Source organism: Agromyces sp. NPDC127015 (genome assembly GCF_042725165.1).
Classification (GTDB): domain Bacteria; phylum Actinomycetota; class Actinomycetes; order Actinomycetales; family Microbacteriaceae; genus Agromyces; species Agromyces chromiiresistens.
Map to the genome: position 1 here is coordinate 85,603 of NZ_JBHXDI010000002.1, position 13,002 is coordinate 98,604.

The following is a 13,002-nucleotide window of genomic DNA, read 5'->3' on the forward strand; positions in this document are numbered from 1 at the left end:
CGTCGCGCGGGCAGTGCCTGCCGCAGCAGGATCCGGGTGCGTGCTCAAGCCTACTTGCCGCCCGCAGGCGGCCCGATCAGCCGAGTTCGATCAGCCGGTTGTCGATCAGGCGGGTCGCGCCGACCCTCGCCGCGACGAGCGCGAGCGCCGGCCCCGAGGCATCCGTCGCCACCGGCAGGAACGTCGCAGGGTCGACGATCACGAAGTAGTCGAGCTCGGCGCCGTCGTGGTCGCCGAACGCGGCCACCGCCTCGGCGAGCGCCTCGTCGACCCCGTCGGCCGCCGAGTCGGCGGCCGCGGCGAGCGCCTCGGAGAGCACGAGCGCGGTGCGCCGCTCGTCTTCGTCGAGGAAGCGGTTGCGACTCGAGAGCGCGAGACCGTCGCCCTCGCGGACCGTCGGCACGACCTCGATCTCGACGGGCAGGTCGAGGTCGCGCACCATCCGGCGCACGAGGAACACCTGCTGCGCGTCCTTCTGGCCGAACACTGCGACGTCGGGGGCGACGATGTGGAAGAGCTTCTGCACGACCGTGAGCATGCCGTCGAAGTGCCCCGGGCGCGAAGCGCCCTCGTACAGCGCCCCGACCTCGCCCGCGACGACGCGCGTCGAGCTTTGCCCGTCGGGATACATCTCGGCCGCCGTCGGCGCGAACACGACCTCGACCTCGAGGCCGGAGAGGGCCGCGACGTCGGCGTCGAGCGTGCGCGGGTAGCGGTCGAGGTCCTCGCCCGGCCCGAACTGCAGCGGGTTGACGAAGATCGAGACGACGACGACGTCGGCGAGCTCGCGCGCGCGGGCGACGAGTGCCAGGTGTCCGTCGTGCAGCGCACCCATCGTCGGCACGAAGGCGATGGTCGCCCCGCCCCGCCGCTCGTCGGCGATGACGGCGCGCAGTTCGGCGATCGTCGGGACCACGCGCGTGCCCTCGGGTCGGGCGTCGATCGCGCTCACGCGCCACCTCCCAGCGGCCGGTCGAATCCGGCCCCGTCGATCGTACCGTCGGGCAACGGCCCGCGGTCGTGGCGGGCGAGGGCGTTCTCGACGGCGCTCCGCGCGAGCGCGGCGAGGACGGCGCCGGGACGCGGCACCCCGATCGCGTCGAGCTGCGTGCTCGCCTGGTCGACGATCGCGCTCGAGAACGACACGACGGTGTCGACCGCGTCGCCGTATGCGGCCCGATCGGCCTCGGCGACGATGAACGGCTCACCGCCCATCTCGACGACGAGGGCTTGCCCGATCGGCAGCACGGGCGACGGCGCGGTGACGGCGAACCAAGTGCCGGGCAGCCGGGCGAGGTCGATGCTCGTGCCCGTGAACGTCATCGCCGGGTGCACCGCGAGCGGGATCGCCCCGGCGCGGCGGGCCGGCTCGAGCACACTCGTGCCGAACCCCGCCGAGGTGTGCAGCACGAGCTGCCCGGGCTGCCAGACGCCCGCGTCGGCGAGCCCCGCCACGAGACCCTCGAGCTCGTCGTCGGGCAGCGCGAGCAGGACGAGCTCGCTGCGCTCGACGATGACCGGCACCTCGAGCACCGGCACGCCGGGCAGCATCACGGCGGCACGCTCGCGGCTCTCGTCCGAGACGGCGGCGACGCCGGTCAGGGCGTGCCCGGCGCCGCCGAGCGCGGCGGCGAGCACGGCGCCGACGCGGCCGGCGCCGATCGTGCCGACCCCGAGTCGTCCTGCACGTTCAGCCGGCATCGGGAGCTCCTCCGGGCAGGGCACCCCAGTGGTGCGTCGTATCGCTCGCGGCGCGGGCGACGGCCTCGTCGGCGAGCCGTTCGAAGAGCACGCTCGCCTCGTCGCGGTCGACGACCGGCAGCACGGCGCTGACGGGGCCGGTGACCGTGTGCAGGCGCAGGGCCGACAACCGCAGCGTGCGATCGATCGGCCCCGCCGACACCGCGACCGACTGCATGCGGGCGAGCGGCACGAGCGTGAGGCTGCGCACGAGCGCGCCCCGGCGGATGAGCGCGACCCCGTCGGCCGCGGCCCAACCGATGCGGCGCCACGAGAACGGCCTCAACCACGCGGCGCGCCGCGGGGTCGACGAGAAGCCCGCGCCCGCCCCGCGCCCGGTGAGGCCGGCGCCGACGAGCGGGTCGACCTCGGCCGCGGCATCCGGCAGCAGCAGGGCGAGCACGCGGTGCACGTCGGCGACGGTGCCGACCGGCAGCACCGTCGTGCGCTGCGCCGCCTCGTTCGAGTTCGCGACGGAGTGACCGGCCACGTTGATGCGGATCGACCACCAGCCGAACGGACGCCAGAACACCCACTGCGTCGCCTCGATCGCGTGGATGCGGCCGGGCGGGATCGTCTGGTTGCCGGTCGACAGCAGGCCGTGGCCGATGCGGACGCCGTCGGGGGTGCCGGCGATCGAGTAGCGCAGCGACTTCGTGATGCGCGACCACATGTAGCTCACGAGACCGATCGCCGCGGGCACGAAGCTGAACAGCACCCACGTCTGCCCGGTCGAGACCCCGACGGCGATGATCGCGATGAGGATCGCCGCCCAGATCGTCGAGCCGCCGAGCACGGTCGAACCGATCACCCGCGGGATCGGCAGGTGCACGACCGACTCGGGCGGGGCGAGGTCGGGGTCGAGCTCGGGCGCGAGGAACTCGTCGACCCGCTGGTTGACGAGGGCTCCGGCGCGGGCGCCGACGGCCTGGCGGGAAGGCCCGGCGGGCGCCGCGCCCGGTTCGACGGTGCCGGGGGCTGCGGGTGCCCCGTCGCCCGTTCCGTCGGGTCGGGCGCCGGTTCCGGCCGGCGCGACGACCGCGTCGATCGTGGCGGCTGCCGCGGCGGTCGCGGCGGCAGCCGGTGCCGCATGGCTCGGCGCGGTCGCTTCTCGGGCGGCGGCGTCGGCCGCCGCACGCTCGGCCCGCACGCCCGACGCGAGCCGGAGGATGTCGGCGCGCAGTCCGTCGGCGAGCGAGGAGCCGAGGTACGAGAGCTCGACGTTGCCCGACTGGCCCGCGACCGAGACCTCGAGCTTCGCGGTGCCGAAGAGCCGGGCGAACAGGGGCCGGCTGACGTTGATGCCCTGGATGCGGTCGAGCCGCGCGCTGCGGTGCGACCTGAAGAGGATGCCGCGGCGCACCTCGACCGCCTCGCGGGTCACCCGGAACGTGTGCATCCGCCACGACATCCAGAAGCCGATGATCACGGCGACGATGACGACCGCCACCGCGAGCAGCGCCCACCCCACGAGTCCGTGCGACACGACCCCGCCGATCGGGTCGTTCACCCAGTCGCTCTGCCACTCGTCGTAGCGCGGCCCCAGTTCTTCGTCGGCCTCGGGCGCGAAGACCGGCAGCAGCAGGTCGACCGCGCGCTCGCGCAGGTTCGCGATCACGAAGCCGAGCACGGCGATGAACACGAGGCCGCCGCGCAGCAGCGGGCTCGCGGGATGGAGCCGGTGCCATTCGCCGTCGGCGAGGTTCGTCACCGGCGCCGGGCGCGCGGGTGCGCTCACAGCCCCGCCCGGCGGGTCTCGGCGAGCGCGACGAGCTCGTCGCGGAGCCGGTCGGCCTCCTCCATCGGAATGCCGGGCACCGTCACCGCGGTGGCCGCCGCGGCCGTGACGAACTTGAGCTCGGCGAGGCCGAGCGCACGGGCCACGGGGCCGCGCGTGATGTCGATGAGCTGCATGCGCCCGTACGGCACCGCCACCTGACGCTGGAACATGATGCCGCGACGGAAGAGCAGGTCGTCGTCACGAAGGCGGTACCGGATCGAGCGCACGCGCCGCGGTTCGAGCGCGATGCCGACGATCGAGACGAGCGCGACCGCCCCCGCCGCCCAGAGCGCCCACCACGGCTGCCAGAGCAGGTGGACGACGACGAAGCCGCCGACGAACACGACCATGCCGATGAGGGAGCCGACGACCTCGACCACGATGTACTTCGGCGACACCCGCCGCCAGGCGTCGTCGGGCACGTGCGCGCCTTCGGGCTCAGGCATGCGCGTGCTCCTCTTTCTCGTCGGGGTCTTCGGGCGGCGGCAGCGTGCAGCACCATTCGGCGATGAGCCCGCCGGCCAGCAGCAGGGCCGCGCCGATCGCGGTCGCGACGGCCTGCCACACCACGCCGGCCGGCGGCATCACGGTGCGCGTCAGCAGGAAGAGCGCGATGCCGAGCCCCGCGCCGAGCACGAGCGCGCCGGCCAGGCTGCAGGCCTTCGCGAGCACGGCGATGCGCATCGCGCTGAACGGATCGATCCGCCGCGTCGTCTTGCCCGTGACCGCCCGGCGGATCGGCCACGCGAGCGCGACGACGATCGCGGCGACGCCGACGAGCGTGATGGCGAGCGAGATCGGCGGCACGAGCGCCTTCGCCCCGGCGCTCACGATCGCGAGGTCACCGAGGTACCCGATGACGAGGCCGCCGAGCACGAACGCGAGCACGGTCGAGAAGTGGGTGCGCTTCATCGCCGCACCACCTGGTCGGATGCCTCGGCGCGGAGCGCCGCCACGCTGCCCCGGCCGGCGAGCACGGCGTCGGGATCGACGTCGAGCCACGGCTGCAGCACGAAGGCCCGCTGCCAGGCGCGCGGATGCGGGAGCTCGAGCCGCTCGTCGGCGAGCTCGAGCCCGTCGACGTCGATGAGGTCGAGGTCGAGGGTGCGGTCGCCCCAGCGCTCGGCGCGCACCCGACCCTGTTCGTGCTCGATGCCCTGCAGCACGTCGAGCAGCGCGTGCGGTTCGAGCACCGTCTCGACGACGAGCACGCCGTTGAGGTAGCCGGGTGCGTCGTGGTCGACCCCGGTCGTCTTGAGCGCGGGCGTCTCGTAGATCGGCGACACCGCGACGAGCTCGACCCCCTCGGCGTCGGCGAGCGCCCTGGCCGCGGCGTCGATGGTCGCCTCGCGGTCGCCGAGGTTCGCCCCGAACGCGATGACGGCGCGGCTCATGCCCGTCGCCTCACGATCGTGACCGAGACATCCCCGAACGGAACGGCGATGGGCGCCTGCGGCTTGTGCACCGTGACCTCGACCTCGTCGACGGCCGTGAACCCGAGCGCGACGCCCGCGACCCGTTCGGCGACCGTCTCGATGAGGTCGACCGGGTCGCGTTCGACGGCGGCGACCACCTGCTCGGCGAGCTCGCCGTAGTGCACGGTGCTCGCGAGGTCGTCGCCGCGTGCTGCGGCCGCGAGGTCGACGGCGACGGTCACGTCGATCACGAACTCCTGCCCCTCGGCGCGCTCGAACTCGAAGACGCCGTGGTGGGCGCGCACACGCAGCCCGGTCAGGGTGATGCGGTCGCGTCGATCGCGCTGTTCAGCCACGTCGTCCACTCTGCCACGCCCCGAGGACGTCGAGCGCGCGGCGGGTGCCGACGACGTCGTGCACGCGCACGCCCCACGCTCCCGACTGCGCCGACAGCACGCTGACGACCGCGGTCGGCAGGTCGCGTTCGACCACGGATGCCTCGGCCGGGAGCATCGCCCCGAGGAAGCGCTTGCGCGAGGCGCCGACGAGGATCGGCAGCCCGAGGCCGGCGAGCACGTCGAGCCGTCCGAGCAGCTGCCAGTTCTGCTCGCCGCGCTTCGCGAAGCCGAGCCCGGGGTCGAGGATGATCCGATCGGCGTCGACGCCCACGGCCACGAGGGCGTCGACGCGCGCCGAGAGCTCGTCGCGCACCTCGGCGGCGACGTCGTCGTACTCGGCGAGCGAGTCCATGCGGTCGGAGTGCCCTCGCCAGTGCATCGCCACGTAGCGGGCCCCGGTCTCGGCGGCCACGCGCGCCATGCCCTCGTCGGCGAGGCCGGCGGACACGTCGTTGATGATCTCGGCGCCGGCCTCGACCGCAGCGAGGGCGGTCGCGGCGCGCATCGTGTCGACGCTCACCCGGATGCCTCGTTCCGTGAGCCCGCGGATGACGGGCACCACGCGGCGGAGCTCCTCATCGGGCTCGACCCGTGACGCGCCGGGCCTCGTCGACTCGCCGCCGACGTCGACGAGGTCGGCGCCCTGCGCCACGAGCTCGATGCCGTGGGCGATCGCCGATTCGGCGTCGAACCACCGCCCCCCGTCGCTGAACGAGTCGGGCGTGACGTTGACGACGCCCATCACCTGCACGGCCGCCGCCGGTCGAGCGGCCCGGAGGCCGGGTCGCTGCTCACCCATCGTGCGCCCCGATGAGTGCGATGATCTCGGCCCGCGCCGCCGGCTCGGCGAGTGCGCCGCGGCTCGCGATCGTGACGGTCGAGCTGCGCTCCTGGCGCGACCCTCGAGTCGTCACGCAGCGGTGCTGCGCGTCGAGCACGACGAGCACGCCCTTCGGGTCGAGGCCGGCGACGAGGGTGTCGGCGATCTCCTCGGTCAGGCGCTCCTGCAGCTGGGGCCGGCGGGCGAGCGTGTCGACGACGGCGGGGATGCGGCCGAGGCCGACGACCCGTTCGCCGGGCAGGTAGGCCACGTGGGCGGTGCCGACGAACGGCAGGAGGTGGTGTTCGCACACCGAGCGGAACGCCAGGTCGCGGAGCACGACGGCGTCGCTCGTCGCGGGCACGCCGGCCTCGGTGGCACCGAGCGGCACGCTGTCGGCGAGGTGCGTCAGCGGGTCGACGTCGAGGCCGCCGAAGAAGTCGGCGTACGCCTCGGCGACGCGCTGCGGGGTGCGCTCGAGCCCGGGACGCGCCGGATCCTCCCCGATCGCGAGGAGGATCTCGAGCACGGCCCGCTCGATGCGTTCGTTGTCGACTCCGGCCATCGGCCGCCCTTCGGTCTCGGCCTACGCGGTGGCGGGCCGGGGGTTCGAGCGCGGCGCGCGCGCGGCGGCCGGCTCCTCGCTCGGGGCCCCGCCCGAGTCGACGCCGCCGTCGACGGCACCCGAGTCGATCGGCAGCTTCTCGGTCGGGAAGCTGATCGGCGGGAGGTCGCTCACCGGGCGGTTGTCGCTCGAGAGCCAGAGCGGGCGCTCGGGCAGCTTCTTGACGTCCTTGAAGATCTCGGCGATCTGGTTGTGGTCGAGCGTCTCGTGCTCGAGCAGCTCGGCGGCCAGCTTGTCGAGGATGTCGCGGTTGTCGTTGAGCACCTGCCACGCCTCGTCGTGCGCCTGCTCGATGAGGGTGCGCACCTCGGCGTCGACCTTCTCGGCGATGCCCTCGGAGTAGTCGCGCTGGTGCCCCATGTCGCGGCCGAGGAACATCTCGCCCGACGACTGGCCGAGCTTCACGGCGCCGACGTTGGCCGACATGCCGTACTCGGTGACCATCTTGCGTGCGGTCGCGGTCGCCTTCTCGATGTCGTTCGAGGCGCCGGTCGAGGGGTCGTGGAACACGATCTCCTCCGCGACGCGACCGCCCATGGCGTACGTCAGCTGGTCGAGCAGCTCGTTGCGGGTCACCGAGTACTTGTCTTCGAGCGGCATGACCATCGTGTAGCCGAGGGCCCGGCCGCGCGGCAGGATCGTGATCTTCGTGACCGGGTCGGTGTAGTTCATCGCCGCCGCGGCGAGGGCGTGGCCGCCCTCGTGGTACGCGGTGATGAGCTTCTCCTTGTCTTTCATGACCCGGGTGCGACGCTGCGGGCCGGCGATGACGCGGTCGACCGCCTCGTCGAGAGCCCGGTTGTCGATGAGCTGCGCGTTGGAGCGAGCGGTGAGCAGGGCGGCCTCGTTGAGCACGTTCGCGAGGTCGGCGCCCGTGAAGCCCGGCGTCTTGCGCGCGAGCACCTCGAGGTCGACGCCCTTCGCGAGCGGCTTGCCCATCGAGTGCACCTCGAGAATGCGCTGGCGGCCCTTCATGTCGGGCGCGTCGACGCCGATCTGGCGGTCGAAGCGGCCGGGACGCAGCAGCGCCGGGTCGAGGATGTCGGGGCGGTTCGTCGCCGCGATCATGATGACGTTCGTCTTGGGGTCGAAGCCGTCCATCTCGACGAGCAGCTGGTTGAGCGTCTGCTCGCGCTCGTCGTGCCCGCCGCCCATGCCGGCGCCTCGGTGGCGGCCGACCGCGTCGATCTCGTCGACGAAGATGATGGCGGGGGCATTCTGCTTCGCCTGGTCGAACAGGTCGCGCACGCGGCTCGCGCCGACGCCGACGAACATCTCGACGAAGTCGGAACCCGAGATCGAGTAGAACGGCACGCCCGCCTCGCCCGCGACGGCGCGCGCGAGCAGCGTCTTGCCGGTGCCGGGAGGGCCGTAGAGCAGCACGCCCTTCGGGATGCGCGCCCCGACGGCCTGGAACTTCGCCGGCTCCTTCAGGAAGTCCTTGATCTCCTGCAGCTCCTCGATGGCCTCGTCGGCGCCCGCGACGTCGGCGAACGTGACCTTCGGGCTCTCCTTCGAGACGAGCTTCGCCTTCGACTTGCCGAACTGCATGACGCGGTTGCCGCCGCCCTGCATGCCCGACAGCATGATCCAGAAGAAGACGCCGATCAGGAGGAGCGGCAGCAGGATGCCGAGCATCGACATGAACCAGTTCGGCTGCGGCACCTCGTCGTTGTAGCCGTCCTTCGGGTTCGCATCGTCGACCGCGTCGACGATGTCGGTGCCGCGCGGCGTCACGTAGTAGAACTGCACCTGCTTGCCGAGCTTCTCGTCTTCTTTGGCGAGGGTGAGGTCGACCCGGTTCTCGCCGTCGACGATCTTCACGGCGGCGACCTTGCCGTCGCTCAGCAGCTCGAGGCCCTTCTGCGTGGACACCTCTTTGAACCCGGACGCCGTGATCAGGCTCGAACCGATCCACACGGCGACGATCGCGAGCAGGATGTAGATGATCGGCCCGCGGAAGACCTTCTTCATGTTCATGATCTTGCAAGGCTACCTCGGCCCCACTGGGCGGCGGCTGCCTGTTCGCTGAAAGCGCGCAGCGCTCAGCCTGCGGCGGTCGCGCGCCGGCTCCGGCGCAGGCCCAGCAGGTACGGCATGCCGAGACCGGCGGCCGCGAAGGTGCGCCCGAGGCGCCCTCGGACGGATGGCCCCGGCAGCGGCGGGAGCTCGCCGTCGAGGTCGCCGACGTCGACGAAGTACGCGCGCACCGTGCCGATGCCCTCGAGCTCCTGCGAGATCTCGTGCACCGCCGCGGGCAGGGCGCTCCCGCCGCCGCGGTGGAGCTCGTCGGAGAGCAGCACGTACTCCGAGATGGCGACGGGGTTCTTGAGCATGCGATGCACGTGGATGACGTCGATGCCGACGAGCTTGACCCGGTCGCGGATGGTCTGGGTCGCGACATCCCCGACGTGCGCGACGAACTTGAGCTTGAGCTCGGCGGCCTCCTTGCAGCCCGCGCACGGGCAGAGGTTCGCCGCGACGTTCTGGCGCTCGAGGTGGAAGGCCCGGTGCATGGCGACCGCGACCTGCAGGACCCCGGCGACCTCGGATTCGGGGTCGCGGCCACCTGCGGGGCGCGAGAGGAACGCGGCGTCGCCCTCGATCTCGATGAGGTCGTAGCCGGGTGCGGCGTCGATCATCTTGTCGAGCATGCGCGCGGTGTTCACCTCGGCGTGCGCGAGGCTGAACCGATGTGAGCTCATGTAGTCGGTGTAGCCCCCGATGTCGGCGATCAGCAGTACCGCCCGGCCGGACTCCATGTCGACAGGCTGTCATCGATCCGGGGCGGCATCAACCCCGCGAATCGGGGGTCGCGGGCGGATCGTCGAACGGCTCGCGCGGCTCGAACCGCTCGAGCAGGTCGTCGGCGTCGGCCGCAGCCCGGCGGGCGCTGGGCGTGTAGCCGAGCACGACGGGGAGGAATCGATCCGAGGTGAGCGCGCGAAGCCGGAGCGCGCCGACCGCCACGACGGTGGCGGTGCGTCGGCTGCGCCGGAGGAGCGCGATCTCGCCGAACCCCTCGCCGGGGCCGAGCGACGCCACCACCCGGCCGTCGCCGACGACGTCGGCCGCACCGTCTTCGATCAGGTAGTACCGGTCGCCCGGATCGCCCTGGCGGAAGACCGGGTCGCCGTCGGCGACGGCGACCGGCTCGAGCCCGCGGGCGAGCTGCTCCACGGCCGGCAGGGGCAGCGTGCGGAACATCGGCACGCGGCGCAGCAGCGCGACATCGCCGTCGAGCACGTCGACGGTGCGGTCGAGCCCGCGGAGGCGCCGCCAGGCGGCGAGGGCGAGCAGCGGGCAGACGAGCCCGATCGAGATGAGCGTCGCCTGCACGCCCGTCAGGTCGATGAGCGTCGAGGCGACGACGGCGCCGATGCCGATGAAGACGGCGACGAGGCTCTCGAGCACGCCGAACACGCGGGCGAGCACCTCGTCGGGCGCGAGCCTGCCGATGAGCGTGAAGCCGGCGACGTCGATCAGGGCGTTGCCGACGCCGATGAAGGCGAGCAGGCCGAGCGCCGCCGACTGCTGCGGCACGAGTCCGACGAGCGCCAGCGGCAGCCCCCAGAGCGCGACCCCAACCGCGAACCACGCGCCGAGGCGCCGCGAGCCGACGAGCAGCGAGGCGCCGAGCGAACCGAGCACCGCGCCGACCCCGACGGCCGTCATCAGGGCGCCGACGCCCGGCTCGCCCGTGCCGAGCAGTTCGATCGCGACCACGACCGAGAGCACGGTGAGCGCGCCCCGGGTGAGCGCCTGCGCCGAGGCGAGCCCGAGGATCAGCAGCAGATCGCGGTTCGAGGTCGCGGCCCGAACGCCCTCGACCACCTCGGCGGCGAGGCTGCGCCGCTTCGGCGCCGCCGGTCGCGGCGGTGCCTCGTAGCGGAGCCCGACGAGCAGGCCGGCCGCCGCGAACGAGGCGGCGGCGGCGACCGCGAAGACGACGTCGACCCCGGTGAACTGCAGGAGAACCGCGGCCACCAGCGGGCCGACGAGCGTCGCCGCCGAGTCGAGCAGCCCGCGCACCATGTTCGCGCTCGCGAGTTCGTACCCGGTGCTGCAGAGCGAGGGAAGGAGGGCCGAGTGCGCGGGCCGGTAGAGCGTGGCGGCGACGGTCGACACGACGGCGAGCGCGTAGACGACCGCCGTCGGGCCCGCGACGGCGACGACGACCGCGGCGGCGGCCGTCGCGGCGCCGCGCACGGTCGAGACGAGGATGAGGACGCGTTCGCGCCGCCCTCGGTCGGCGATCGGCGACAGGAGCGGGGCGAAGATCGCCGACGGCACCATCCGCAGCAGCCCGACGAGTCCGAGGGCCGCCGCGCCGCCGTCGCGGTACGCGACGATGCCGAGGGCGACGGTGAACGCCCATTCGGCGGTCCATGCACCGAGGAAGCTCAGCTGGGCACGCCGGAGATTCGGGTTGCGCGCGTTCGACGCGAAGGCGGCGGCGGCGTCGCGCAGTCGGCTTCGGCGCACTTGCTCGCCCATGGCACGACCCTAGGGCCTGGCCGACCGGCGGTCGAGTGCCGTCAGCTGTAGACGTGCGGGGCGAGGATCGCGACGTCGCGCAGGTTGCGGTAGCGCTCTGCGTAGTCGAGCCCGTAGCCGACGACGAACTGGTTCGGGATGTCGAAGCCGAGGTACCTGACGTCGACCTCGACCTTGGCCGCGTCGGGCTTGCGCAGCAGGGCGCAGATCTCGACCGAGGCCGCGCCGCGCGAGCGCAGGTTCTCGAGCAGCCAGCTGAGCGTGAGCCCCGAGTCGATGATGTCCTCGACGATGAGCACGTGCCGGCCGGTGAGGTCGGTGTCGAGGTCCTTCAGGATGCGCACGACGCCCGACGACTGGGTGCCGGCGCCGTACGACGAGACGGCCATCCAGTCCATGCTGAGGTGCGGCCGCAGCTCGCGCGCCAGGTCGGCCATGACCATGACGGCGCCCTTCAGCACGCCGACGAGCAGCAGGTCCTTGCCGTCGTAGTCGGCCTCGATGCGGCGGGCGAGTTCGGCGAGTTTCGCGTGGATCTCGGCTTCGGTGACGAGGGTCTCGGTGAGGTCGGCCTGAATCTCGCGCGCATCCATGCGTCGATCCTAGCGATCGCGGTTCAGTGATCGTGTGGAATGATCTCGGTCGACCCCGTCGTGGAGAAGACCACATGGCCGCCGGCCCGGGTGGCGAGCGCTCCCCCGGGCAGGTCGATCGGTCCCTGGCCGTGCCAGTCGGTGACGAGCCGCGCGACCTCGAGCGTCTGCGCCCGGCTGAGCGACACCCCGAACTCGCTCGCGACCACGTGCCGGATGATGCGCTGCCGCAGCGCCGCCGGGTTCGCGCCGAGCGCGGCCGCCGAGACGGCGATGCCCGCCTCGGCGGGTTCGCAGATCTCCTCGATGAACTCCTCGATCTGCTCGGCGAACGCCGCCTCGTCCTCGCGCAGCTGCTCGGCCGTGCGCGCGAGGGCCTCGGCGATGCCGGGGCCGAGTTCTCGCTCGAGCACGGGCAGCACCTGCTCGCGCACCCTCACCCGGGCGTACGCGGGGTCGAGGTTGTGCGGATCGTCCCACGGTTCGAGCCCGGCGTCGAGGCAGGCCCGACGCGTCGTCGCCCGGCGGATGCCGAGCAGCGGCCGCGCGTACCGCCCCGTCACGGGCGCCATGCCCGACAGGCTCGCCGCCCCCGACCCGCGGGCGAGGCCGAGCAGCACGGTCTCGGCCTGGTCGTCGAGCGTGTGGCCGAGCAGCACGAGCGCCGCACCCGTCTCGCGGGCGACCTCGTCGAGCGCGGCGTAGCGCGCGTCACGGGCGGATGCCTCGGGGCCGGCGCCCGCTGTGACGTCGACCCGGCGCACGACGACCGGGTCGAGCCCGAGCTCGCGAGCGGCGCGAGCGGCGCGCTCCGCGACATCCCCGGACTCCGGCTGGAGGCCGTGGTCGACGATCACGGCGCCCGCCCGCCGGCCCGCGCGGGGCGCCTCGAACGCGGTGGCCGCGGCGAGCGCGAGCGAGTCGGCGCCCCCGGAGAGCGCGACGAGCACGAGCGACTGCCCGGTCGTGGTCTCGGGGCGCGGCGCCTGCGGCGGCGCACCTCCACCCAGAGCGGCGCGCACCGCGCGCCGCACGTCGGCGATCGGCGGGGTCAGTCGCGGGCGACGTGGGCCGGAGGCATCCATGTGCTGGTCTGAAGGCATCGGGGTAACCTTATTCCGCCGCGCGCCGAGC

At 73.1% G+C, this 13,002-nt stretch carries 14 protein-coding genes; all 14 read right to left on the reverse strand.

Annotated elements, in window-relative coordinates; all coding sequences use genetic code 11:
* Positions 1-76: 76 nt before the first annotated feature.
* The 14 genes from panC to tilS all read right to left on the reverse strand — a co-directional run bounded on the left by panC (position 77) and on the right by tilS (position 12,971).
* Complete coding sequence (gene panC, locus ACFWGP_RS06750; protein WP_376930465.1) at positions 77-952, reverse strand: pantoate--beta-alanine ligase; 876 nt, start codon at positions 950-952, stop codon at positions 77-79.
* Positions 949-1,701 (reverse strand): Rossmann-like and DUF2520 domain-containing protein, encoded by a 753-nt coding sequence (locus tag ACFWGP_RS06755; protein WP_231430011.1) that lies wholly within the window; start codon positions 1,699-1,701, stop codon positions 949-951. The genes panC and ACFWGP_RS06755 overlap by 4 nt, the downstream gene beginning before the upstream one ends.
* Positions 1,691-3,478 carry a PH domain-containing protein gene (locus tag ACFWGP_RS06760; protein ID WP_376930466.1) on the reverse strand — a complete coding sequence of 596 codons (1,788 nt, stop codon included), beginning with the start codon at positions 3,476-3,478 and terminating at the stop codon, positions 1,691-1,693. Before ACFWGP_RS06760 ends, ACFWGP_RS06755 begins: the two co-directional genes overlap by 11 nt.
* Positions 3,475-3,966 (reverse strand): PH domain-containing protein, encoded by a 492-nt coding sequence (locus ACFWGP_RS06765; protein ID WP_376930467.1) that lies wholly within the window; start codon positions 3,964-3,966, stop codon positions 3,475-3,477. Before ACFWGP_RS06765 ends, ACFWGP_RS06760 begins: the two co-directional genes overlap by 4 nt.
* A complete protein-coding gene (locus ACFWGP_RS06770; protein ID WP_231430008.1) occupies positions 3,959-4,432 on the reverse strand; it encodes a DUF3180 domain-containing protein in 474 nt (157 codons plus the stop codon). Before ACFWGP_RS06770 ends, ACFWGP_RS06765 begins: the two co-directional genes overlap by 8 nt.
* On the reverse strand, positions 4,429-4,914 hold the full coding sequence (gene folK, locus ACFWGP_RS06775; RefSeq protein WP_231430007.1) for a 2-amino-4-hydroxy-6-hydroxymethyldihydropteridine diphosphokinase: 486 nt from the start codon (positions 4,912-4,914) through the stop codon (positions 4,429-4,431). Before folK ends, ACFWGP_RS06770 begins: the two co-directional genes overlap by 4 nt.
* Positions 4,911-5,291, reverse strand: a complete 381-nt coding sequence (folB, locus tag ACFWGP_RS06780; protein WP_231430006.1) for a dihydroneopterin aldolase — start codon at positions 5,289-5,291, stop codon at positions 4,911-4,913. Before folB ends, folK begins: the two co-directional genes overlap by 4 nt.
* Positions 5,284-6,132 (reverse strand): dihydropteroate synthase, encoded by an 849-nt coding sequence (gene folP, locus ACFWGP_RS06785; protein ID WP_376930468.1) that lies wholly within the window; start codon positions 6,130-6,132, stop codon positions 5,284-5,286. Before folP ends, folB begins: the two co-directional genes overlap by 8 nt.
* Positions 6,125-6,718 (reverse strand): GTP cyclohydrolase I, encoded by a 594-nt coding sequence (gene folE / locus ACFWGP_RS06790; protein ID WP_231430004.1) that lies wholly within the window; start codon positions 6,716-6,718, stop codon positions 6,125-6,127. Before folE ends, folP begins: the two co-directional genes overlap by 8 nt.
* Before the next feature lie 21 nt (positions 6,719-6,739).
* The gene (gene ftsH / locus ACFWGP_RS06795) at positions 6,740-8,758 is read right to left on the reverse strand and encodes an ATP-dependent zinc metalloprotease FtsH (protein WP_376930469.1); all 2,019 of its coding nucleotides are present in this window, start codon (positions 8,756-8,758) and stop codon (positions 6,740-6,742) included.
* A gap of 65 nt (positions 8,759-8,823) precedes the next feature.
* The gene (locus tag ACFWGP_RS06800) at positions 8,824-9,540 is read right to left on the reverse strand and encodes a DUF2652 domain-containing protein (RefSeq protein ID WP_231430002.1); all 717 of its coding nucleotides are present in this window, start codon (positions 9,538-9,540) and stop codon (positions 8,824-8,826) included.
* Positions 9,541-9,571: 31 nt separating this feature from the next.
* Complete coding sequence (locus ACFWGP_RS06805) at positions 9,572-11,275, reverse strand: MFS transporter (RefSeq protein WP_231430001.1); 1,704 nt, start codon at positions 11,273-11,275, stop codon at positions 9,572-9,574.
* A gap of 41 nt (positions 11,276-11,316) precedes the next feature.
* Positions 11,317-11,868: a hypoxanthine phosphoribosyltransferase gene (gene hpt, locus ACFWGP_RS06810; RefSeq protein ID WP_231430000.1), complete on the reverse strand. Its 552-nt coding sequence runs from the start codon at positions 11,866-11,868 to the stop codon at positions 11,317-11,319.
* A gap of 23 nt (positions 11,869-11,891) precedes the next feature.
* Positions 11,892-12,971, reverse strand: coding sequence for a tRNA lysidine(34) synthetase TilS (gene tilS / locus ACFWGP_RS06815; RefSeq protein WP_376930470.1), 1,080 nt, complete (start codon positions 12,969-12,971; stop codon positions 11,892-11,894).
* Positions 12,972-13,002 lie beyond the last annotated feature (31 nt).

Excerpts from the sequence above, each read along its gene's own strand:
- ACFWGP_RS06800 (WP_231430002.1), bottom strand. The coding sequence starts at position 9,540 with ATGGAGTCCGGCCGGGCGGTACTGCTGATCGCCGACATCGGGGGCTAC.
- folP (WP_376930468.1), bottom strand. The coding sequence starts at position 6,132 with ATGGGTGAGCAGCGACCCGGCCTCCGGGCCGCTCGACCGGCGGCGGCC.
- tilS (WP_376930470.1), bottom strand. The coding sequence starts at position 12,971 with ATGCCTTCAGACCAGCACATGGATGCCTCCGGCCCACGTCGCCCGCGA.
- hpt (WP_231430000.1), bottom strand. The coding sequence starts at position 11,868 with ATGGATGCGCGCGAGATTCAGGCCGACCTCACCGAGACCCTCGTCACC.
- folE (WP_231430004.1), bottom strand. The coding sequence starts at position 6,718 with ATGGCCGGAGTCGACAACGAACGCATCGAGCGGGCCGTGCTCGAGATC.
- ACFWGP_RS06755 (WP_231430011.1), bottom strand. The coding sequence starts at position 1,701 with ATGCCGGCTGAACGTGCAGGACGACTCGGGGTCGGCACGATCGGCGCC.
- folK (WP_231430007.1), bottom strand. The coding sequence starts at position 4,914 with ATGAGCCGCGCCGTCATCGCGTTCGGGGCGAACCTCGGCGACCGCGAG.
- ACFWGP_RS06805 (WP_231430001.1), bottom strand. The coding sequence starts at position 11,275 with ATGGGCGAGCAAGTGCGCCGAAGCCGACTGCGCGACGCCGCCGCCGCC.
- ACFWGP_RS06765 (WP_376930467.1), bottom strand. The coding sequence starts at position 3,966 with ATGCCTGAGCCCGAAGGCGCGCACGTGCCCGACGACGCCTGGCGGCGG.
- ftsH (WP_376930469.1), bottom strand. The coding sequence starts at position 8,758 with ATGAACATGAAGAAGGTCTTCCGCGGGCCGATCATCTACATCCTGCTC.
- ACFWGP_RS06770 (WP_231430008.1), bottom strand. The coding sequence starts at position 4,432 with ATGAAGCGCACCCACTTCTCGACCGTGCTCGCGTTCGTGCTCGGCGGC.